22 protein-coding genes are annotated in these 21510 nt (G+C 71.1%); 8 read left to right on the forward strand and 14 right to left on the reverse strand.

What is annotated here, in order from left to right:
• Positions 1–68: 68 nt before the first annotated feature.
• Genes ABZ794_RS31655 through ABZ794_RS31670 form a run of 4 tightly spaced genes read left to right on the forward strand, consistent with a single transcriptional unit; the run spans position 69 to position 2986 of the window.
• Positions 69–383: a DUF2516 family protein gene (locus ABZ794_RS31655; RefSeq protein ID WP_210782467.1), complete on the forward strand. Its 315-nt coding sequence runs from the start codon at positions 69–71 to the stop codon at positions 381–383.
• Positions 380–1267, forward strand: a complete 888-nt coding sequence (locus ABZ794_RS31660; RefSeq protein WP_091402823.1) for an alpha/beta hydrolase — start codon at positions 380–382, stop codon at positions 1265–1267. The genes ABZ794_RS31655 and ABZ794_RS31660 overlap by 4 nt, the downstream gene beginning before the upstream one ends.
• 11 nt (positions 1268–1278) lie before the next feature.
• Positions 1279–2016, forward strand: a complete 738-nt coding sequence (locus ABZ794_RS31665; protein ID WP_210782468.1) for an alanyl-tRNA editing protein — start codon at positions 1279–1281, stop codon at positions 2014–2016.
• Positions 2017–2071: 55 nt separating this feature from the next.
• Positions 2072–2986 (forward strand): SDR family oxidoreductase, encoded by a 915-nt coding sequence (locus tag ABZ794_RS31670; protein ID WP_357519020.1) that lies wholly within the window; start codon positions 2072–2074, stop codon positions 2984–2986.
• On the opposite strand, the gene ABZ794_RS31675 is transcribed toward ABZ794_RS31670, so the two are convergent.
• Genes ABZ794_RS31675 through ABZ794_RS31695 form a run of 5 tightly spaced genes read right to left on the reverse strand, consistent with a single transcriptional unit; the run spans position 2977 to position 7544 of the window.
• On the reverse strand, positions 2977–3945 hold the full coding sequence (locus ABZ794_RS31675; RefSeq protein WP_210782472.1) for a WYL domain-containing protein: 969 nt from the start codon (positions 3943–3945) through the stop codon (positions 2977–2979). The genes ABZ794_RS31670 and ABZ794_RS31675 overlap by 10 nt on opposite strands.
• 23 nt (positions 3946–3968) lie before the next feature.
• Positions 3969–4610 carry a response regulator transcription factor gene (locus ABZ794_RS31680; protein ID WP_357519023.1) on the reverse strand — a complete coding sequence of 214 codons (642 nt, stop codon included), beginning with the start codon at positions 4608–4610 and terminating at the stop codon, positions 3969–3971.
• On the reverse strand, positions 4607–5875 hold the full coding sequence (locus ABZ794_RS31685) for a sensor histidine kinase (RefSeq protein ID WP_238689054.1): 1269 nt from the start codon (positions 5873–5875) through the stop codon (positions 4607–4609). The genes ABZ794_RS31680 and ABZ794_RS31685 overlap by 4 nt, the downstream gene beginning before the upstream one ends.
• Before the next feature lie 11 nt (positions 5876–5886).
• Positions 5887–6621, reverse strand: a complete 735-nt coding sequence (locus tag ABZ794_RS31690; protein WP_210782478.1) for an ABC transporter permease — start codon at positions 6619–6621, stop codon at positions 5887–5889.
• Positions 6622–6635: 14 nt separating this feature from the next.
• Complete coding sequence (locus ABZ794_RS31695) at positions 6636–7544, reverse strand: ABC transporter ATP-binding protein (RefSeq protein WP_210782480.1); 909 nt, start codon at positions 7542–7544, stop codon at positions 6636–6638.
• Between the two features lie 200 nt (positions 7545–7744).
• On the opposite strand from ABZ794_RS31695, the gene ABZ794_RS31700 reads away from it, so the two are divergent.
• Both ABZ794_RS31700 and ABZ794_RS31705 read left to right on the forward strand, forming a co-directional pair.
• Positions 7745–8536 (forward strand): EI24 domain-containing protein, encoded by a 792-nt coding sequence (locus ABZ794_RS31700; protein ID WP_112674072.1) that lies wholly within the window; start codon positions 7745–7747, stop codon positions 8534–8536.
• Position 8537: 1 nt separating this feature from the next.
• Entirely contained in the window at positions 8538–9062 is a 525-nt protein-coding gene (locus ABZ794_RS31705; protein WP_210782485.1) for an O-acetyl-ADP-ribose deacetylase, read from the forward strand.
• A 265-nt stretch (positions 9063–9327) separates the two neighbouring features.
• Here the strand turns inward: ABZ794_RS31705 and ABZ794_RS31710 are convergent, their stop codons facing one another.
• From ABZ794_RS31710 to ABZ794_RS31740, 7 genes are all read right to left on the reverse strand, one after another.
• The gene (locus ABZ794_RS31710; protein ID WP_357519026.1) at positions 9328–10224 is read right to left on the reverse strand and encodes a GNAT family N-acetyltransferase; all 897 of its coding nucleotides are present in this window, start codon (positions 10222–10224) and stop codon (positions 9328–9330) included.
• A gap of 151 nt (positions 10225–10375) precedes the next feature.
• Positions 10376–11383, reverse strand: coding sequence for a LacI family DNA-binding transcriptional regulator (locus tag ABZ794_RS31715; RefSeq protein WP_091402797.1), 1008 nt, complete (start codon positions 11381–11383; stop codon positions 10376–10378).
• A 19-nt stretch (positions 11384–11402) separates the two neighbouring features.
• The gene (locus ABZ794_RS31720; protein ID WP_210782487.1) at positions 11403–12815 is read right to left on the reverse strand and encodes a GH1 family beta-glucosidase; all 1413 of its coding nucleotides are present in this window, start codon (positions 12813–12815) and stop codon (positions 11403–11405) included.
• Positions 12812–13645 (reverse strand): carbohydrate ABC transporter permease, encoded by an 834-nt coding sequence (locus ABZ794_RS31725; RefSeq protein WP_210782488.1) that lies wholly within the window; start codon positions 13643–13645, stop codon positions 12812–12814. The genes ABZ794_RS31720 and ABZ794_RS31725 overlap by 4 nt, the downstream gene beginning before the upstream one ends.
• Entirely contained in the window at positions 13642–14640 is a 999-nt protein-coding gene (locus ABZ794_RS31730) for a sugar ABC transporter permease (protein WP_210782491.1), read from the reverse strand. The genes ABZ794_RS31725 and ABZ794_RS31730 overlap by 4 nt, the downstream gene beginning before the upstream one ends.
• 69 nt (positions 14641–14709) lie before the next feature.
• Complete coding sequence (locus ABZ794_RS31735) at positions 14710–16014, reverse strand: extracellular solute-binding protein (protein WP_210782496.1); 1305 nt, start codon at positions 16012–16014, stop codon at positions 14710–14712.
• Between the two features lie 227 nt (positions 16015–16241).
• Positions 16242–17000, reverse strand: coding sequence for a maleylpyruvate isomerase family mycothiol-dependent enzyme (locus ABZ794_RS31740; protein WP_238689059.1), 759 nt, complete (start codon positions 16998–17000; stop codon positions 16242–16244).
• A gap of 114 nt (positions 17001–17114) precedes the next feature.
• Here ABZ794_RS31740 and ABZ794_RS31745 point away from each other — a divergent pair, with 114 nt between their 5' ends.
• On the forward strand, positions 17115–18152 hold the full coding sequence (locus tag ABZ794_RS31745; RefSeq protein ID WP_357519038.1) for a UDP-N-acetylmuramate dehydrogenase: 1038 nt from the start codon (positions 17115–17117) through the stop codon (positions 18150–18152).
• A 165-nt stretch (positions 18153–18317) separates the two neighbouring features.
• Here ABZ794_RS31745 and ABZ794_RS31750 read toward each other — a convergent pair whose 3' ends face one another.
• Complete coding sequence (locus tag ABZ794_RS31750) at positions 18318–19106, reverse strand: class I SAM-dependent methyltransferase (protein WP_238689060.1); 789 nt, start codon at positions 19104–19106, stop codon at positions 18318–18320.
• Positions 19107–19127: 21 nt separating this feature from the next.
• Positions 19128–19895 carry an SDR family oxidoreductase gene (locus ABZ794_RS31755; RefSeq protein WP_357519030.1) on the reverse strand — a complete coding sequence of 256 codons (768 nt, stop codon included), beginning with the start codon at positions 19893–19895 and terminating at the stop codon, positions 19128–19130.
• A gap of 205 nt (positions 19896–20100) precedes the next feature.
• On the opposite strand from ABZ794_RS31755, the gene mshA reads away from it, so the two are divergent.
• Positions 20101–21465, forward strand: coding sequence for a D-inositol-3-phosphate glycosyltransferase (mshA, locus tag ABZ794_RS31760; RefSeq protein ID WP_210782512.1), 1365 nt, complete (start codon positions 20101–20103; stop codon positions 21463–21465).
• The last annotated feature ends 45 nt before the right edge of the window (positions 21466–21510 follow it).

Genomic DNA, 21510 nt, shown 5'->3' on the forward strand with positions numbered 1-21510 from the left:
GTCGGGTCCACGACCCCGGCGGCGTCCTTGTCGGACGTAGCCGGGGTCGTGGACATAAACTGGCCGACATGGCCAACGCCGCGCCGATCTTCGCCTATGCCGTCCGTGACGTGATCGAGCTGATCCTGCTCGTCTTCGCGCTGATCGTTCAGGGCGTCGCCCTGGTGCACGCCGTCACCCAGCGCTCCGACGCCTTCCCCGCCATCGGGACGCTGCCCAAGGGCGGTTGGATCGCCATCCTGGCGGTCTGCCTCGTGCTGACCCTGCTCGGCTTCGGTCCGATCAGCCTCTTCGGGCTGGTCGGCATCGCCGCCGGTCTGATCTACCTGCTCGACGTCCGGGTCGGTCTGCGCGACCTGAGCGACGGCAAAGGGTTCTGGTGAGAGGTTTTCGCTGGCCGCCTCCGCCCGACAGCGGGCCCCGCACCTGGGGGCCCGGGCCGGGTGGGCCGCGTACCGGCCGGCCGGCGCTGCCGGAGCCGGAGACCGAGCTGGTCACCACTCCGCACGGCGTACGGCTGGAGCGGCTGGTCACCGGCACCGGTGATCCGGTCACCGTGTTCGCGCACGGGCTGGGCAACGGCATCGCCACCACCCGCCCGTTCGGCAGTGGGGTGAACGGGCGCAAGGTGTTCTTCCAGTTCCGCGGGCACGGCCGTTCCGAAGCCCCGGACGGGCCGTGGGACTACCTGGACCTGGCCCGGGATCTGCGGGCGATCGCCGACCTCGGCGGCGCCAGCCGCGCGTTCGGCGCGAGCCTCGGCGCGGGCGCCCTCTGCCGACTCCTCGTGGAGAGCCCGGAGCGTTTCGACAAGCTGGTCTTCTTCCTGCCGGCGGTCCTCGACGAGCCACGCGGGCCGCTCGCCCGGGAGCGCGTCACCGACCTGCTGGAGGCGGTGGAGAGCGGGGACGCCTCGGCGGTCGCCGACATCGTCACGCTGGAGTTGCCCCCGGCGGTGCGCAACACCCCGGCCGGCTGGGCCTACCTGCGGCAACGGCTCGACCAACTGCTTCGCGACGGTCTGGCCGACGGTCTGGCCACGCTCACCGACCAGACACCGCTGCGCCAGATCGGTGACCTGACGGCGGTCACCGCGCCGGCGCTGGTGATCGGTTGCGCGGGCGACGACCTGCACCCGGTCGAGGTCGCCGAGCGGCTCGCCGTCGCGCTGCCCCAGGCCACCCTGCACGTGTACGACAGGCCCGGCGTGCTCTGGTCGGAACGCGCCGACCTGCGGGACCGCATCTCCGGCTTCCTGAACGAGTAACCTGCCCTGTCATGGGCGTCACACAGCACGGCCGGACGCACCGGCTGGACCTTGCCGACCCGACACTGCGCGAATGGACGTGCACGGTCCTGCACTCCGACGCGGAGCAGGGCATCGTGCTGGACCGTTCGGCGTTCTACCCGGGCGGCGGTGGTCAACCACCCGACCACGGCGTGCTGCTCTGGCAGGGGGTGCAGACCCGGATCGTCGGCACCCGCAAGGGCGACGACCCCTACCTGGTTCCCGCCGAGGGTGACCCGCTGCCGCCGGTCGGCACCGAGGTCGTCGGCGCGGTGGAGGACGAGCGCCGCACCCGGCTGATGCGCACCCACTCCGGGCTGCACGTGCTCTGCGGTGTGGTGTTCCGCGACTTCGGCGCGCTGGTGACGGGGAACTCCATGGAACCGGGCGAGGCCCGGATGGACTTCAACCTCCCCGAGGTGCCCCCGGATTTCAAGAGTCGCATCGAGGAGCTGGTCAACGCCGAGGTGGCCGCCGACCGCTCGGTCGCCACCCGGGTGCTGCCGCGCACCGAGGCGCTGGCCCTGCCGGACATCATCCGTACCCAGTCCAACCTCATCCCGCCGGATGAGCAGGAGGTCCGGATCGTCGACATCGTCGGGCTCGACGTGCAGGCCGACGGCGGCACCCACGTCGCCTCCACCGCCCAGATCGGCAAGGTCCAGGTGGTCAAGGTGGAGAGCAAGGGCCGGGCCAACCGTCGGGTCCGGGTCCGACTGGTCGACTAGATCGAGTACCGAATTCGGACGTCGGTTGTCAGGTATTCCTGACAACGTCGCAGGCATGACACAACCGCTCACAGGAAAGATCGCGCTCGTCGCCGGTGCCACCCGTGGTGCCGGACGGCAGATCGCCGTTCAGCTCGGCGCGGCCGGTGCCACTGTCTACGCCACCGGTCGCAGCTCCCGGGCCGGCCGCTCCGAGATGGACCGACCGGAGACCATCGAGGAGACCGCCGAGCTGGTCAGCGCGGCCGGCGGCACCGGCATCGCCGTTCAGGTCGACCACCTGGTGCCCGAGCAGGTCCGCGACCTGGTCGCCCGGATCGACGCCGAACAGGGCCAACTCGACGTGCTGGTGAACGACATCTGGGGCGGCGACCCACTGGTCACCTGGAACAAGCCGGTCTGGGAGCAGCCGCTCGACGCCGGCTTCCGTACCCTGCGACTGGCCGTCGACACGCACATCATCACCAGCCACTTCGCCCTACCGCTGCTGATCCGCAAGCCCGGCGGCCTGGTGGTGGAGATGGGCGACGGCACCAAGGCGTACAACGACGAGAACTACCGGCTGTCGGTCTTCTACGACCTGGCCAAGGTCTCGGTCAACCGGCTCGCCTTCAGCCAGGCCCACGAGCTGAAGTCGCACGGCTGCACGGCCGTGGCGCTCACCCCCGGCTGGATCCGTTCCGAGGCGATGCTGGAGCACTTCGGCGTGACCGAGGAGAACTGGCGCGACGGTGCCGCCACCGACCCGAACTTCCTCATCTCGGAAACCCCGGCCTTCGTCGGCCGGGCGGTGGCCGCGCTCGCCGCCGACGAGGAGAAGGCCCGCTGGAGCGGCAAATCCGTCGACGCCGGCACGCTGTCCAAGGTGTACGGCTTCACCGACCTCGACGGCAGCCAACCCGAGGGTTTCCGCTACATCACCGAGGTGGTCGACGCGGGCAAGCCGTCGGACGTGACCGGCTACCGGTAGAGCGCGGCGAGCCGGTCGGCGCCCTCCGCGAACAACCGCCGCAGCTCGGGTGGGCCGAGGACCTCGACCTCGGGGCCGAGCCCCAGCAGTTGGTGGTACGCCACCTGGACCGACTCGACGGGCAGCCGCGCCATCACCCAGCCCTGCCCGTCGGGCGGGCTGGCGGCGGCGACCAGTTCGTCGTACACGAAGGGGGCATCGACCAGGTGCCGGAGCTGGCGCAGGCCGGCGGGGCTCAGCCGGACGGCGACCTCGGCCCGCAGCATGGTCCGCAGGAACGACCCGGCCTGTCCGCGCCAGTGCCCGGCCAGGTCGAAGCCCTCGTCGCGGTCGAAGTGCTCGTCGCCCACCTCGACCCCGGTGACCCGGTCCACCCGGTAGGTGCGCACATCGTCGCCGACCCGGCCGACCAGATACCAGACCCCGCTCTTGAGCACCAGACCGTACGGCTGGACCTGGCGGGTCACCTCCCGGTCGCCGCGTCGGTAGCGCAGCTCCACCACCCGGTCGCCCCAGACCGCCCGGGCCAGCTCGGGCAGCCAGAGCGGTGGCGCGGTCTCCCGGAACCAGCCCGGCACGTCCAGGTGGAACCGCTGCCCGGCACGAGCCGGCGCGTCGCGCAGGGCGGGTGGCAGCGCGGCGAGCACCTTCAGCTCGGCGGACGCGACCGCGTCGGCGAGCCCCATCTCACCGGCCGGCCCGGGCAGCCCGGCGAGGAAGAGCGCCTCCGCCTCGTCCCGGGTCAGCCCGGTCAGTCGGGTGCGATACCCGCCGAGCAGGCGGTAACCGCCGGCCCGCCCCCGGTCGGCGTAGACCGGCACGCCCGCCGCCGAGAGCGCCAGGACGTCCCGATAGACGGTCCGCTCGGAGACTTCCAGCTCCCGCGCCAGCTCGCTCGCGGTCATCGACCCGCGCGACTGCAACAGCAACAGCAACGAGATCAGTCGGGACGCGCGCATCCGCCCATCCTGCCCGGTGCCGCTCACCGCCCGCCGGGCGTCAGCAACCCCCTGTCGTACGCGGTGGCCACCGCGGCAGCCCGGTCGTTGACTCCGAGCTTGGCGTACAGGTGCAGCAGGTGCGTCTTGACGGTGGCCTCGCTGATGAACAGTAGGGTCGCCGCCTCCCGGTTGGAGGCGCCCCGGGCCACCAGGGTGAGCACCTCCAACTCCCGTTGACTGAGCGGCTCCTCGGCGGGAGCGCGCAGTCGACCCATCAGCCGGCCGGCGACGCTCGGCGCGAGCACCGACTCGCCTCGGGCCGCGGCCCGGACCGCCCGAACCAGATCCTCCCGAGGTGTGTCCTTGAGCAGGTAACCGGTCGCACCGGCCTCGATCGCCGGCAGCACGTCCGCGTCCGTGTCGTAGGTGGTGAGCACCAGCACCCGGGCGGTGCTGCCGGCGCGAGCCAGCCTGCCGATGGCGGTGACGCCGTCCATCCCGGGCATCCGCAGATCCATCAGCACCACGTCCGGCCGCAGCGTCGCGACCAGGGCCAACGCCTCCGAACCGTCCGCCGCCTCGCCCACCACCTCGAAGTCGGGGTCGCCGGTGAACATCCCCCGCAGGCCGTCCCGCACCACCGGATGGTCGTCGACGATCAGCAGGCGAACCGGGGCGGTCAACCGGCACCTCCGGGTAGCGCGGGGACGGACGCCGAGATGGCGGTGCCGCCGCCCGGCTCGGATTCGACTGCCAACTCGCCACCGACCCTCGCCACCCGTTGCCGCATGGCGGTCAGTCCGTACCCGCCGCCCGGCTCACGGGGCATCGGCTGGTCGGTGAGGTCGAAGCCCGCCCCGTCGTCGCGGACGTCGAGCGTGACCACGTCCGCCATGTACGACAGGGTCAGCCCGACCCGCGACGCGGCGGCGTGCCGGGCCACGTTGGACAGCGCCTCCTGGGCGGCCCGTAGCAGTGTCACCTCGACCTCCGGGTGCAGTGGGCGGGGCGTGCCGGTGGTGGCCACGTCGGCCCGTACCCCGTTCAGGGCCGCCCAGCGCCCGCCCAGCTCGACCAGCGCGTCCGGTAGTCGGGCCGTCTCCAACGGTTCCGGACGGATCGCCTGTACCGAGCGGCGGGCCTCGGTGAGGCTCTCCCGGGCCAGGGCGAGCGCGTTGTCGACGTGCCGACGCCAGTCGGCGGACCGGTCGCGGGTCTGCTCGGCCGCCTCCAACTGGGTGATGATGCCGGTCAACCCCTGCGCCAGGGTGTCGTGGATCTCGCGCGCCATCCGTTGCCGTTCGTCAAGCACGCCGGCCTCCCGGGCCTGGGTGAGTAGTTGGGCGTGCAGCCCGGCGTTCTCACTGGCCGTCTCGGTGAGTTGGCGGTTGGTCTCGCCGAGTTCCGCCACCAACCGCTTGCGTTTGGCGTCCTCCTGTTCGGCGACCATCGCGAACCAGGTGACCGAGCCGGCCACCACCAGGTTGAACAGCACCAGCACCAGCCAGAGCGGCAGGTGCGACACCACCACCGACAGGCCGCCGCCCTGAGACGTGGCGACCAGGGCGGCAGTGGTGACCACGCCGGCGACCCGCCAGCGCCCGGGTAGCACCGGAAAGGCGTGGATGTAGCCGATCCAGGCGAAGAAGCCGTACCACGGGCTGGCGGCCACCAGTGCGGCGGCGAACGTGAGCAGGCCGGCGTAGTAGACCGCCATCAGCGTGCGCCGGCTCTGCCAGCCGGGGTGCAGTGTGACGAACCAGGCGACCCAGCATCCGGCCGCCACGGCGACGGCGAGGGTGGGCAGTGTCCCGAGATGATCGGGTGCCGGTGCGACGAGGGCCAGCAGGGTGCCCAGGGTCAGCCCGCCGAAGGGGAACACCCGATAGAGGCTCGCTTCGCGCTCTCGCCAACTGGTCAGACGGTCGTGCCCACCGTTGCAGATCATCGCATCTCCGCTCACTCCCAGCGGAACAGTTTCGCCGCGCCGGCGCCGGCCGCCACGGCGATCACCGCCATTATCCCCAGGTGCAGCGGCTGCGGCGGGGTGCCGGTCCAGGCGTCGAGGAGCGCCTGCACCCCGGGCGGCGTGTAGTCGCCGATCCGCGCCACGAAGTCCGGAAGCAGGAACCGGGGCAGGTAGACCCCGCCGAAGAACATGGTGACCAGGAACAGCGGCACGGCCAGGGCCTGTGCCGCCTTCGTCGTGCGGGCCACCGCGGCGACCAGCAGACCGAGCGACAGCAGGGCGGCCGTGCCGAGGATGAACGCCAGCGTGAAGCCGAGCGGGTGCCGGGGGAGCGGCACCCCGAACGCGAGCCGGGCGACGACGATGAGCAGCAGCGCGCTGGCCAGGATCCCGGCCAGGGCCAGCACCAGTTGGGCCGCGAGCAGAGCGGCCGGGTGCGCGGGGGTGGTCGCCAGTCGGCGCAGCACGCCGCGTTCCCGGTAGGTGGCCAGCACGGCGGGCAGGATGTTCACCCCGACCATGGCGAGGGTGACCACCAGCAGCGACGGGGCGAAGTAGCTGACGAAGGTCTGCCCGTCGAAGGTCGGATCCGGCTTGCGCAGCGAGGGGATCAGCCCCAGCACCACCAGGATCACCGTGGGCAGCCCGATCGTGGTGAGAAGCGTCGGCAGGTCCCGCAGGTAGAGCCGCGCCTCGGTTCGCAGGATGTTGCGGAAGGCGTGCATGCTGGCTCTCCCTCTCAGTTGGCGGGCCGGTGCCCGGTCAGCTCGACGAAGGCGTCGTCGAGGGTGGACTGCTCCAGCCGCAGGTCCGCGGCGACGATCTGGTGGCGGGCGAGCACCGACGTGACGGCGTGCAGCAACTCACCGGTGCCGGTCACCACCACCTGACTGCCGGTGCGCTGCACGGCGGAAACCTCGGGCAGGTCGGTGAGGAGTCGGTCGTCGACCGGAGCCGAGGGCCGGAACCGGATCCGCTGCTCCGGAGCCACCGTCGACACCAGGCCCGCCGGGCTGTCCAGGGCGACCACCCGGCCCCGATCGATCACCGCGACCCGGTCGCAGAGCCGCTCTGCCTCCTCCATGAAGTGGGTGACCAGCACGATCGTCACCCCGCTGTCACGGACCTGTTCGATGAGGCCCCAGGTGTCCCGGCGGGCCTGCGGGTCCAGCCCGGTGGTCAGCTCGTCGAGGATGGCGATCTCCGGGTTGCCCACCAGGGCCAGCGCGATGGAGAGCCGCTGCTTCTGACCGCCGGAGAGCTTCTTGTACGCGGTGTTCCGCTTCTCGCCGAGGCCCAGCTTGTCGATCAGCTCGGCCGGATCGGCCGGGTTGCGGTAGAACGAGGCGTACAGCTCCAGTGCCTCTGCCACCCGCAACCGGTCCGGCAGTTGACTCTCCTGGAGCTGCACCCCGACCCGCTGGCGTAGCTGGGCCGCGTCCCTGCGGGGGTCGAGCCCGAGGACCGACACCCCGCCCCCGTCGGGGACACGCAGCCCCGCGACACACTCCACCGTGGTGGTCTTGCCGGCGCCGTTCGGACCGAGGACCCCGAAGATCTCCCCGGCCTCCACGGAGAGCGACACGTCGTCCACCGCCACCAGGTCGCCGTACCGCTTCTTCAGGTGGGTCACCTCGATGACCGGCATCGTGCCGCCTTCCGCCGCCGCTGACTTCGTACCCCTCAATGGTTGTCGGGGTGGCCCGCCGGCGAATCGACCGGTCAGCGACGAACCCCGGTGTGCCCGGTGGATCACCGCCGTCCGTCAACCGGTTGATGTGTACGTGGTGAGTCGCTGCTAGCGCTCCGTCCGGCGGATCCGATCACGGCTGGTTAGGCTGCTCGATCGTGGATGCCAGCAGAATCGCCAGCCCGGTGACCGGGGTCGTCGGACGCTTCCTCGCCGGGGCGGGGCTGCTCCTGCGCGGGTTGGGCCTCTACGTCCGCAGCCCGGGGCTGATGCTGCTCGGCATCGTGCCGGCGCTGATCTCCGGCGTGCTCTTCCTGGCCGCGCTCGCCACGCTCGTGTATTTCGTGGACGATCTCGCCGCGCTGGTCACCCCGTTCGCCGACGACTGGTCGAGCACCGGCCGCAGCCTGGTCCGGGTGATCGCCGGGTTGGCCTTCCTGGGGCTCGGCGGCCTGCTCGGCGTGCTCACCTTCACCGCTGTCACCCTGGTCATCGGCGACCCGTTCTACGAGAAGATCTCCGAGCAGGTCGAGCAGCGGTACGGCGGCACGCCGGGCGCTGTGGACGTGCCCTTCTGGTCGTCGCTGCGCCGCAGCCTCGCCGACTCGGTACGCCTGGTGGCGCTCACGGCGCTGGTCGGCATCCCGCTCTTCGTCGCCGGCTTCATTCCGGTGGTCGGCCAGACGGTCGTCCCGGTCATCGGGGCGGCCGTGGGCGGCTGGTTCCTCGCCGTGGAGTTGGTGGGCGCACCGTTCTACCGACGGGGGATGCGGCTGCCGCAGCGCCGGACGATCCTGAAGGCCGACCGACCCACGGCGCTCGGCTTCGGAGTGGCCGTCTTCCTCTGCTTCCTGATTCCGCTCGGCGCCGTGCTGATCATGCCGGCCGCAGTCGCCGGTGCCACGTTGCTGGCCCGTCGCTCGATGGGCCAACCGATCGAGGAGAGCTGACATGGAGATCAGCCTGGTCGAGGGAGACATCACCGCCCAGCGGGTGGACGCCATGGTGAACGCCGCGAATTCGTCGCTGCTCGGTGGCGGTGGGGTCGACGGTGCCATCCACCGGCGCGGCGGGCCGGCGATCCTGGCCGAGTGCCGGGCGCTGCGGGCGTCCCGCTACGGCAGGGGCCTGCCCACCGGCCAGGCGGTGGCGACCACGGCCGGGGAACTGCCGGCCCGCTGGGTGATCCACACCGTGGGGCCGGTCTGGTCGGCCACCGAGGACCGGTCGGCGCTGCTGCGCGACTGCTACGCCAACAGCCTCCGGGTGGCCGACGAGGTGGGCGCGACCACTGTGGCGTTCCCGCTGATCTCGGCCGGCATCTACGGCTGGCCGGTCGACGACGCGGTTGGTCAGGCGCTGGCGGTGCTGCGCGCGGCCACCCCGGCCACCGTCACCGAGGCCCGCCTGGTGCTCTTCGGCCCCGACACCCACGCTGTCGCCCGCCGGGTGTTCGAGGAGCGGCCCTCGCCTTGAACACCGACCTTGTCCTTGATCACTTGATGCTGAGCAGTTCAGCCCCGGCGCCGCCCCATTGATCATGGAGTTGTGGTGAGTGACAAAGTGCCTTTGTTGCAACAAAACGGGCACCACAACTCCATGATCGACGAGGTCTGGCTCGTCCTTTCCGCGATCTTGCATGTTCTGTCGCGGCATAGGGGGCATTCCGCGCATTCCGACGACAGAAACTGCAAGATCGGCGCGGGCGGGGCAGATCGCTAACGCATTCCCGGACTGCAGGTCAGTTCAGGTCGGCCAGGCAGGTCCACTGGGATGCCACCGGTCGGTAGCCCAGTCGGGTGTTGATCGCGAGCATCGGCCCGTTCTCCTCGTCGTTCGAGGTGTACGCGACGCGTACGCCGTCCCCAGCGGCCCGGTGCAGCGCTGCGGTCTTGGTGAGCCGGGCGAGGCCCCGGCCCCGGTAGGCCGGGATGGTGCCGGTGAAGTCCGACCACATCCGGTCCCCGTCCCGCTTCACCAGGCTGAAGGCGGCGACCTCACCATCGAGTTGGGCGGCGGTGCTGGCCGACTTGTCCAGGCCGAGGTTGTCCCAGACGTCGTACTGCCAGCTCTCGTAGCTGATCGAGTCGACCGGCACGTCGCCCGGCTCGTCGGCGGCCGAGGCCACGTCGGCCGCGTACAGCAGGTGCGGGTCCAGGTCGGAGATCGGCAGCAGCCGTACGCCCGGGGGCAGCTCGGGTAGCGCGGGCGCCGGGTCGAGGTCGAGCGCCGAGTAGCGCACCTCGCGGCTGGGCTCGTAGCCGTGTCGGCGGGCGAACGGCAGCCCGTCCGTCTGGGCCATGGCACGTACCCGGCGGATTCCCAGTTGGCGGAGGTGGTCGGTGACGGCGGTCAGCAGCGCCGTGCCGACGCCGCGCCTCCGGTGTTCCGGGTGCACGTGCAGCATCGAGACCTCCCCGAAGTTCGGCGTTGAGGTCCAGCCCGAGCGTTGCGCCGACACCCAGCCGACCACCTGGTGGTCGACCTCGGCCACGAAGGCGGTCCAGCCCTCCTCGGGTGGGGGCTCGGCGATCATCTTTCGGGTCGACTCGACCCCGCGCACCAGGTACGGGTAGACGATCGTCCGCAGCGCCACCACGCCCGGAGCGTCGTCCGGCTGTGCCTCACGAATGCGCATGTCAGGCCCCCATCCATACGGCCGCGACGGCCTCGATCTCGACGCGCTGGTGGTAACAGCGGAGCACGTGCAGCAGCGCGACAGGATTCGGCATGTCGGCGAGGCTAGCGACGATCGTCCGCCCGAGCGACGCATTAACCGCCCGGTACGGTCAGGCGGAGGCGCGGCGGATCAGTTCGGTGGGGAGCATGATCGCCTGCTCGATGCTCTCCCCGGCGGCCAGCCGGAGCAGTTGGCGGGTCATCCGGCGGCCGAGTTCCACGATCGGCTGCCGGACGGTGGTCAGCGGCGGCTCGGTGTAGGCGGCGGTCTCGATGTCGTCGAAGCCGACCACCGCCACGTCGTCGGGCACCCGTCGACCCGCCTCGCGCAGCGTCCGCAGGGCGGCGTGCGCCATCAGGTCGGAGGCGGCGAAGACGCCGTCGAGGTCGGGATGCTCGGCGAGCAGGCGGCGCATCGCCGCCGACCCGGATTCCCGGGTGAAGTCGCCGATGGCGATCAGCTCGGGCAGCCCCGCGTCGGCGACCGTGCTGCGGTAGCCGCTGAGCCGCTCGATCCCGGCGACCATGTCCTGTGGCCCGGCGATGGTCGCGATCCGTCGACGACCGCTGTCGATCATGTGCCGGACGGCTGCGGTCACCCCGGCCACGTGGTCGACGTCGACGTACGGGACGGGCACGTCGCCGAGCGGCCGACCGCTGACCACCACCGGGATGCCGAGTCGGGCCAGCGTGCCGGGCAGCGGGTCGGCACCGTGCAGCGACGCGAAGAGCACGCCGTCGACGTGCCGGCCGGTGGTGTACCGCTCGACCCGGTGGTGCCCGGCCGGCGAGCCGGCGAGCATCAGCACCAGTTGCTTGTCGGCCGCCTCCAACTCCTGGCTGACGCCCCGGATGATGCCGGGGAAGACCTGGTCGTCGGAGAAGACCCGGGTGGCCGCCTCCGGCATGACCAGGGCGATCGAGTCGGTGCGCTGGGTGACCAGGCTGCGGGCCGCCAGGTTGGGCACGTACCCCAGCTCGGCGACCGCCCGGGTGACCGCCTCGCGGATCGGCTCGGCGACGGTGGTGGAGCCGTTGACCACCCGCGAAACGGTGGCGCGGGAGACCCCGGCCCGCGCTGCCACCGCTTCGAGCGTCGGCCGCTGCGCCGTCGTCATCGCGCTTTCCCCCCGCTCGTCACAGCCCGTTCCGGGAGATCACCTCCTGGTACCACCGGGCGCTGGCCTTCGGTGTGCGCCGCTGGGTCAGGTAGTCGACGTGCACGATCCCGAACCGCTTGCGGTAACCCTCCGCCCACTCGAAGTTGTCCAGGAATGACCATACGAGATAACCGCGCAGGTCCACGCCCCGGGAGATCGCCTCGTGCGCCGCACGGAGGTGCCCGTCGAGGTAGGCGATGCGATCGGCGTCGATCACCTGCGTCGGGCCGTCGGGCGAGTCGGCGCCGGGCTTGTCGGGGAACGCCGCGCCGTTCTCGGTGATCAGCAGCGGCACACCGGGGTAGTCGGCGGCGATCCGCTCCAGCAGCCGGGTGAGCCCGGCCGGTTCGATCATCCAACCCATGTCGGTGAGCGGCCCGGCCGGCGGCAGGAAGTGCACAGCGCCCTCGGTGCCCGGATACGCGCCGTTGCCGGCGCCGTCGGGCCGACCGGCCACGTAACTCGGGGCGTAGTAGTTGATGCCGAGCAGGTCGATCGGGGCGGCGATCACCTTCTCGTCGCCGTCGCGGATGAACGTCGGCTCGACGAGCCGGGCCACGTGCTCGCGGACGTCGTCCGGGTAGCCGCCGGCCAGCAGCGGGTCGAGGAAGATCCGGTTGTGCAGGCCGTCGACCAGGCGGACCGCGGCGGCGTCGGCAGCGCTCTGCGGGTCGGCCGGGCGTACGTCGGCCGGGTTGACGGTGACGCCCACGCTGCGCGCGCCGGCCGCCCGCAACGCCCGCGCCGCCAGGCCGTGGCCCAACAGCAGATGGTGTACGGCGGTGAAGGCCGCCGCCGGGTCCTGCTCGCCGGGAGCGTGCAGGCCGTTGGCGTAACCGAGGTAGGCCGAGCACCACGGCTCGTTGAGCGTGGTCCACACGTCGATCCGGTCGCCGAGGCGGGCGTACACGGCGGTGGCGTAGGTGGCGAAGTGTTCGGCGGTGTCCCGGTTGGTCCAGCCGCCCCGGTCGCCCAGGGCCTGCGGCAGGTCCCAGTGGTAGAGGGTGACGATCGGGTCGATTCCCCGGTCGAGCAGCGTGTCGGTGAGCCGGTCGTAGAAGTCCAGCCCACGGGGGTTGGCGGGGCCGGTGCCGTCGGGCTGGATTCGCGGCCAGGCGACCGAGAACCGGTACGCCCGCAGGCCCAGCTCGGCCATCAGCGCCACGTCGTCGGCGTACCGGTGGTAGTGGTCGCAGGCGACGTCGCCGGTGTGGCCCTGGTACACCTTGCCCGGCGTACGGCTGAAGGTGTCCCAGATGGACGGACCGCGACCGTCGTCGCGGGCCGCACCCTCGATCTGGTACGCGGCGGTGGCTGTCCCCCAGAGGAAGTGTTCGGGAAACCGGATCTCGTTGTCGGGCCGGTTGGTTGGCTCGCTCCGCTCGTTCACGCCTTGACCGCACCTTCCATGATTCCGCCGATGATCTGTCGGCCGAACAACACGAAGACCAGTAGCAGGGGCAGCGTCGCGATGGCCGTTCCGGTGAACACCTGCGACATGTCCTGGTAATACCCGTCCGACAGTGCTCGTAGGGACAGTTGCACTGTCGGATTCGCCGGATCGTTCAATACAGCGTACGGCCAGAGGAAGTCGTTCCAGGTGGTCATGAAGGTGAGTAGACCGAGGACGGCGGCGGCGGGACGCAGGGCGGGCAGCACGACGTGCCACCAGATCCGGGCGGTGCCACAGCCGTCCATCCGGGCGGCCTCGATCAGTTCGTCGCTGATGGCCTGGCCGGCGTACTGCCGCATCATGAACACCCCGAACCCGGTGACCAGCACCGGGACGATGACCGCGGGGAGCCGGTCGTTCCAGTGCAGCTTGGTCATGAGCAGGTAGAGCGGAATCACGCCGAGCTGTGTCGGCACCATCATGGTCGCGATGATGACGAGCAGCAGGGCGTTGCGGCCACGGAACCTGAGCTTGGCGAAGGCGAACCCGGCCAGGCTGGAGAAGAACACCACGGAGACGGTCACAGTGGTCGCGACGACAGCCGAGTTGATCAGGCCGGTCAGGAAGTACGCGTCGGTGTTGTCGAACAGGCGGGCGATGTTGGCGCCCAGGTTGCCGCCGGGGGTGACCGGGGGTGGCAGTTGGCCCATCGCGTCGTTGCTGCGGCTGGCGACGACGAACATCCACCAGATCGGGAAGACCGACAGGCCGGCGGCGACGACCAGGGCGAGGTAGGTGAGCGGGCTGGCCCGCCAGAGCCGGCTCATCGGGTGGTTCCCTTCCGGGCGTTGGGGCGCGCTCCGCCGCCGAGTCGGCGCAGGAGCAGCACGTTGACCGCCGCGACGATCGCGATGAGCGCGAAGAGCAGCCAGGCCACGGCCGAGCCGTACCCGAAGTTGTAGTGCGGGGCGAAGGCGTTCTCGAACATGTACATGGTCAGGGTTTGCGACTCGCGCAGCGGCCCACCGCGGATCGGGTTGGTGCCGGAGTGGAACATCCGGGGCTCGGTGAAGAGTTGCAGTCCGCCGATGGTGGCGATGATGGCGCAGAAGATGATCGTCGGTTTGAGCAGCGGCACGGTGACCGACCAGAACTGTCGGGCCCGGCTGGCGCCGTCGATCGCCGCCGCCTCGTACAGGTCGCGGGGGATGGCCTGCATCGCGGCCAGCAGGATCAGCGCGTTGTAGCCGGTCCACCGCCAGTCGACCATGGCGGAGATGGCCACCCAGGAGGCCAGCCGGTTGGACTTCCACTCGATCGCGTCCAGCCCGACCAGGTCGAGCAGCCAATTGATCATGCCGAACTCACGGCCGAAGAGCACCCCGAACACGATCGCCACCGCGGCGGTGGACGTGACGTTGGGGACGAGCACCGCCATTCGCCAACCGGTGCGCCCCCGCAGGCCCCGGTTGAGCAGGTTGGCCAACCAGAGCGCCGCCAGCAACTGCGGAACGGTCGAGATGACGAAGATTCCCAGCGTGTTGACCAGCGCGTGCCAGAAGTCCACGTCGGCCAGCAGCCGGGTGTAGTTCTCCGCCCCGACGAAGGGGTGGTCGGCTCCGAGCAGGTCCCAGTCGTGCAGCGAGACCCAGAAGGTGTACGCCAGCGGGTACGCCCCGAAGATGCCGAAGATCAGGAAGAACGGGGCGATGTAGAGGTACGGGGAGAAGCGCGTGTCGAATCGACTGAGTCGACCCGAGGATTGGCGGCTGTTACCGGTTGCCGGTGTGGCCGGCGGGCGGGCGTCGAGCTGGACGGTCATGCCCGAGAACTCCTTTCCGTCGTGCGGGCGGGACCTCTGCTCCGAGGCCCGCCCGCACGCTCGCTCGGGCTACTTGGCGGCGGCCTTCTTCGCGTTGGCCACCGCGTCGGTCCAGCCCTGCGCGGGGCTGCGCTGACCCAGCTCCACGGTCCGTACGGCGTTCTCCACCTCGGTCCGTACGGCCTGGTTCTTCGGGCCCATGTAGACCGGCTTCAGGCTCTTCGCGCCGGTGCCGAAGATGGTGCCGACCGGTGCCCCCGAGAAGTACGCGTTGGTGGCGCCGGTGATCGCCGGGTCGTCGAGCGCCTGCGGCGAGGAGGGCAGCGGGCCCTTGGCCTTGAACGCCCCGATCTGCCCCTTGGCGCTGGTGAGGAACTTGGCCAGCTTGATCGCCTCGGCCTGGTGCTTGCTCTGCTTGGGCACGGCGAGGTGCGATCCGCCCCAGTTGCCGCCGTTGCCGGGCACCTGGGCGATGTCCCACTTGCCCTGGGCGCCAGTGCCGGCGTTGGCTTCGATGACGCCGGTCATCCAGGCGGGGCAGGCGATGGTGGCGAACTTCGACTGCTTGAAGGCGGAGACCCACTCTTCCGACCAGGAGCCGTACTTTCCGGAGAGGCCGGAGTCGATGATGTCCATTGTGACGTCGTAGGCCTGTCGCACGGCCGGGTTGCTGTCGACCACCAGCTTCTCGCTGGTGTCGTAGTAGCTGTAGCCGCTGCTGTTGCCGGCGGTCTGCAGCAGGATCGTGTTGAACGTGTTGGTGGCCGCGTCGAGGAAGGACGCTCCGGTCTTGGCCGCGACGAACTTCTCACCGGTGGCGATGTAGTCCGACCAGGTGGGCCAGAGCTTGGAGACCTCGTCGCGCTCGGTGGGCAGGCCGGCCTTCTGGAAGAGGTCCTTGCGGTAGCACATGGCGATGCCACCCACGTCGGTGCCGAGGCCGATGAGCTGCTTGCCGTCGGCGGTCAGGCCGGCGTTCCACTTCCACTCCAGGAAGTTGCCCTTGAGGTCGGCGGCGCCGTGGTCCAGCAGGTTGACGAAGTTCGCCGGATTGGCCTTGTACTCGACAAGCAGACCCTCCTCGATGGCCACCACGTCGCCGGCGCCCCGGCCGGCGGCGAGCCACTGGGTGAGCTTCGGCGAGTACTCGTCGAGGTTGGTGCCGGTGCCGCGCTCGACGATCTTCACGCCGGGGTTGGCGCTCATGTACTCCTGGTAGAGCTGCTCGTAGCCGAACTGGCCGAAGACATCGACGGTCAGGGTGACCGGTCCGTCGCCCGGCTCGTCGCCGCCGCCGCAGCCAGCGGTGACGAGCAGGGCGGTGGCGGCGGCGAGGGCCACCGCGGCGAGGCGGCGGCGCGGGAAGACAGCCATGGGTTATCGACCTCTCTCAAGGCGGGCGGGTGATGGCAGATGGCTAAGAGAGCGCTCTCACGACAGGGTGGTGGGTCGCCAACCGACTGTCAAGAGAGCGCTCTCTCAGCGTTGTGGTCCCGTGATGAACGCTCCGCGCCGGTGCGACGTCCGGCAGGCGAAGGAACCCCGACATCGACGAAGGGCGCCACCCCGGATGGGTGACGCCCTCGTTCGTGATGGGTCGGTCAGCCGGTGCGCAGACCGTCCAACAGGGTGCGGTCACCGGCGACGTCCAGCGTCTCGAAGCTCACCCGACCCCAGAGCGCCAGCAGCAGGTCGCTCGCGGTGCCGCTGACCTGGGCGCGGGCGTGGTGATCGTCGTGGTCGAAGATGGTCGCGGTGTCGAGCAGCGCCACCCCCTCGCCGCGCAACCGCAGATACCACTCCTGGGCCGCATCGGTCGCGCAGAGCTGCACCACCCCGTGCCAGTCACCGGGCACCTGCCGCCGGCCCGCCGGCAGCCAGGTGTCCAGCACCTCACTCACCCCGTCGGCCGCGAGCTTCGCCTCGACCGGATCACCAGCCCCGATGGCGAGCTGGGCGTCCCAGCGGTGCACAGCCGTCTCGTGCGCCATCCGACGCGGCCAGAAACCGGCCTTCTTCGGCTGCGGGGCCCAGTTCCACGCCGGTGCCTCGGGGTCGAGCCCGTCGAAGAGGGTCATCACCCGGTCGTAACCCTGCTGCCACAGCTGGAGCGCATTCACGCCCGGGTCGGCCTCGATCTTCTCCCGCCGAGGCGGCTGGCTGGTCTGGCCGGAACCGGCGAACGACGACACCCAGTGGTAGATGCCGGCCATGTGCAGTGTGACGTCGTTGACCGTCCAGCCCGGACAGGACAGCACCGGTGTCTCCGGCGGCGCCTCGGCCACCGCTGCCGCGAAAGCCGGACCCTCCGTCCGGAGCGCCCCGATCCAGAAATCCTTGCTGCCCTGCAGTCTGCTCATCGCCATCCTCCCGGGGGTGCCGGGCGACCAGTGGGTGCCACGGCTACTTGTCAGCCTAAGGTGAAGGGCGTGCCAGACGCCTCCGCCCAGCCGACAACCGACGCCGATCGTGCCATCCCCGGTCCACTCGCCGGCTACACCACCCTCCGAACGGGTGGGCCGGCCGAGCGGATCGTGGCCGCCGGCAGTGCCGACGAGCTCGTCCAGGCGGTACGCGCCGCGGCGGAGCCGGTCCTGATCCTGGCCGGGGGCAGCAACGTGGTGATCGGCGACGCCGGTTTCCCCGGCACCGTCGTGCTGGTGCGCTCCCGTGGCATGCGGGTCATCGCCGAGGACGCCACCTCGGTCACCGTACGGGTCGACGCCGGCGAGCCGTGGGACGACCTGGTCGCCTCCACCATCGCCAACGGCTGGGCCGGGCTGGAATGCCTCTCCGGCATCCCCGGCTCGACCGGCGCCACCCCCATCCAGAACGTCGGCGCGTACGGCCAGGAAGTCGCCGAGACGATCACCGGCGTCGAGGTGTACGACAGGGTCGAGGGCACCCGTCAGGTCATCCCCGCCGCAGACTGCGGCTTCGCCTACCGGGGTAGCGTCTTCAAGTACGTGGACCGCTGGGTGGTGCTCTCGGTCGACTTCCGACTCACCAGGTCCTCGCTGTCCGGGCCGGTGCGCTACGCGGAGCTGGCCCGAGCCCTCGGTGTCGAGGTGGGCGACCAGGTGCCGCTGGCCGACGCCCGAGCGGTGGTGCTGCGACTGCGGGCGGGCAAGGGGATGGTGCTCGACGCCAATGACCCGGACACTCGCTCGGTCGGCTCCTTCTTCACCAACCCGGTGCTCGACCGCGCGACGTACGAACAGCTCCTGGAACGCTCCGCCGAGCTGGGTGACCCGCCCGCCTGGCCCGGGGCGGACGGCCTGGTCAAGGTGAGCGCCGCCTGGCTGATCGACAAGGCCGGCTTCGCCAAGGGTCACCCCGGCGAGGGTGGGGTGGCCATCTCCAGCAAACACACCCTGGCCCTGACCAACCGCAGCGGCACCGCCCACACCGCTGACCTGCTCGCGTTGGCCGCCACCATCCGCGATCAGGTCCACGCCCGCTTCGGCGTAACCCTGCACCCCGAACCAGTCCTCATCAACTGCACCCTCTAACCCGGTCGGGCTCCCGCCCCCGCCCCGCCCCGCCCCGCCCTCGCGCCCCGCGCCCATCCCGCCCGCGCCCCGCGATCTTGCAGTTTCTGCGGTGACATAAGGGCTACAAAAGGGCAAATAGCCAACCGAAAGTGCAAGATCGGCGTGCGGGGTGCGGGGTGCGGGTTAGGGGAGGGGCCAGGGGAGGGTTAGTTCGCCCTGGCGCCAGCGGGTGGCGTTGTCGAGGATGGGCCAGCCTGTTTCGCGGAGGCGGGTCACCGCGTGCAGCCAGCGTTGGCGGGGGCCGAAGGTGGCGTACGGGGCGGCGGCCTGCCAGGCGTCGTCCAGGGCGCGGATCAGCGCGTGCACCGGCTCACCGGGAACGTTGCGATGGATCAGCGCCTTGGGTAGCCGCTCGGCCAGCTCGGCAGGGCTGCCCAGCGTGGTGAGCTTCGCGGCCAGGGTCAGCGTCCGGGGGCCGTCGGCGTCGATCAGCAGCCAACTGGCGAGCCGCCCCAACTCGTCACACGTGCCCTCGACGAGCACTCCGCCGGGGGCGAGCGCGGCGGTCATCGTCTGCCAGGCTTCGGTTACCTCGCTCTCGTCGTACTGTCGCAGCACGTTGAACGCGCGGACCAGCACCGGCCGGAGCCCGGCCAACTCGAACCCACCCCGGGCGAACATCAGCCAGGGTGGGTCGGCGGCCGGCGCCGCGGCCGCCACCCGGGCCGCGTCGATCTCCAACCCGACCAGCCGTACGTCAGGACGGACCCCGGCCGCCAGCCGGGCGCGCAACTCCACAGCGGTCACCGGGGTGGCGCCGTAGCCGAGGTCGACCACCAGGGGGTCGTCCGCCGCCGACAGCCGGTCGGCGCAGGTGGCGACGATCCAGTTGTCCACCCGACGGAGCCGGTTCGGGTTCGTCGTGCCGCGCGTGACCACGCCGACCGGCCGGCGCCGCGCCACGCCGCTCATCCCGACGTCACTGCCCGGGCTTCACTGGTCGACCCGGTGCACCTTGTGCTGGGCGGCCTGTGCCCGGGGCCGGACCACCAGGCGGTCGATGTTGACGTGCTCGGGGCGGGTGGCGCACCAGGCGATGCAGTCGGCGACGTCCTCGGCGACCAGCGGCCCCGGCACCCCGGCGTAGACGGCGGCGGCCCGTTCCGCGTCGCCCTCGAAGCGGACCAGCCCGAACTCGTCGGTTTTCACCATGCCCGGGTCGATCTCGACGACCCGCAGCGGCCGGCCGCACAGCTCCAGGCGGAGCGTGCCGGCGATGGCGGTCTGCGCGTGCTTCGCGGCGGTGTAGCCGCCCCCGCCCTCGTACACGGTCAGTCCGGCGGTCGAGGAGACCACCACGATGGTGCCGGAGCCGGAGGCTTCCAGCGCCGGCAGCAGCGCCTGGGTGACCCGCAGGGTGCCGAGCACGTTCACGTCGTACATCCACTGCCAGTCGGCGACCGAGCCGGACTCCACCGGGTCCAGCCCGCGCGCTCCCCCGGCGTTGTTGACCAGCAGGGTGACCGGCCCGGGTGCCTGGGCGGCGGCGTCGGCCAGCCGGGCCACCGACTCGTCCGAGGTGACGTCGCAGGTCACGGCGGTGGCCTGCCCGCCGCCGGCGGTGATCTCGGCGACCAGCTCGGTGAGCCGTTCGGCGCGGCGGGCGGCGGCGAGCACGTGGAAGCCCTCGGCGGCGAGCCGGCGGGCGGTGGCCGCGCCGATCCCGCTGGACGCTCCGGTGACGATGGCGACTGAGGTCATTCCGACATTGTCACAGCGGGCGTACGACCCGCCCCGACCGGGCGTAGGGCAGCCATCGGCGGACGTTCGGTGATGAGGTCCGTCACGCCGAGGGGCCGCGCCGGGGAATTTCCGAAGCCCGATGGGGAAGATGACATCCGGCGTACAGGTTGACCGAGAAGCGCCGGTCGTGCGAGACGGCATCAACCGTGAAGAAGGAGCGGATGTGGCGGAAATGCACGCCGGTGTCGGGCGTCAGCGAGGTGCCCGACCGTGGCCCCGGCCTCGCCGCATCGCGACCCTGTCGGTACACACCTCCCCCCTGCACCAGCCCGGCACGGGTGATGCCGGCGGAATGAACGTCTACATCCTCGAAGTCGCCCGGCGTCTCGCCGAGGCCAACGTGGAGGTGGAGATCTTCACCCGGGCCACCTCCGGTGACCTTCCCCCGGTGGTCGAGATGGCGCCCGGGGTGCAGGTCCGACACATCACCTCCGGCCCCCTGGAGGGCCTCACCAAGGAGGAGCTGCCCGGTCAGCTCTGCGCCTTCACCGCCGGGGTGCTGCGCGCCGAGGCGTCCCGTCCGCCCGGCCACTACGACCTGATCCACTCCCACTACTGGCTCTCCGGCCAGGTTGGTTGGCTGGCCAAGGAGCGCTGGGGGGTGCCGCTGGTGCACACCGCGCACACTCTCGCGAAGGTCAAGAACGCCCAGCTCGCGGCCGGGGACCGGCCGGAGCCCAAGGCCCGGGTCATCGGCGAGGAGCAGGTCGTCGCCGAGGCGGACCGGCTGGTCGCCAACACCCGGGTCGAGGCCAGCGACCTGGTCGACCGGTACGACGCCGACCCGACCCGGGTGTCCGTCGTGCAGCCGGGCGTCGACCTGGCCCGGTTCCGGCCCGCGCCGGGTGACAGGTCCGCGGCCGCCCGCCAGGCCCGTCGTCGGCTGGGGCTTCCCGTCGACGGGTACGTAGTTGCCTTCGTCGGTCGAATCCAGCCACTCAAGGCCCCCGACGTGCTGATCCGCGCGATCGCCGCGCTGCGGGAGCGCGACCCGGCACTGGCCGATCAGGTGACGGTGGTGATCTGCGGCGGGCCCAGCGGCAGTGGGCTGGACCGGCCGACCGCCCTGATCGAGTTGGCCGCCAGGCTCGGGGTCAGCGACGGGGTGCGGTTCCTGCCGCCGCTCACCGGGGACGACCTTCCGGCCCTGTACCGGGCGGCGGATCTCGTCGCGGTGCCGTCGCACAACGAATCGTTCGGGCTGGTCGCCCTTGAGGCGCAGGCCTGCGGTACGCCGGTGCTGGCCGCCGCCGTCGGAGGGCTGGTCACCGCCGTCCGGGACCAGGTCAGTGGCGTACTGATCGACGGTCACGACCCGGTCGACTGGGCCCGTGCGATGGGCAGCCTGCTGCCGAACCGGGCGCTGCGGTCGGTGCTGGCCCGAGGCGCCGAGCAGCACGCTCGGCATTTCTCCTGGGACCGTACGGTCGCCGGTCTGCTCGGGGTCTACGGCGAGGCGATCGCCGGGCACCGCGCCCGTCTCGCGGCCGACCTGGCGTGTGACCCGGCGCTCTCCTGCTCCTGGTGACCCGGGGGCCCGCTTGTCACAGGGTGCGCGAGCCCGGTCGGTCGT

Source organism: Micromonospora sp. NPDC047187 (genome assembly GCF_040643355.1).
In the GTDB taxonomy this organism is placed as follows: domain Bacteria; phylum Actinomycetota; class Actinomycetes; order Mycobacteriales; family Micromonosporaceae; genus Micromonospora; species Micromonospora salmantinae.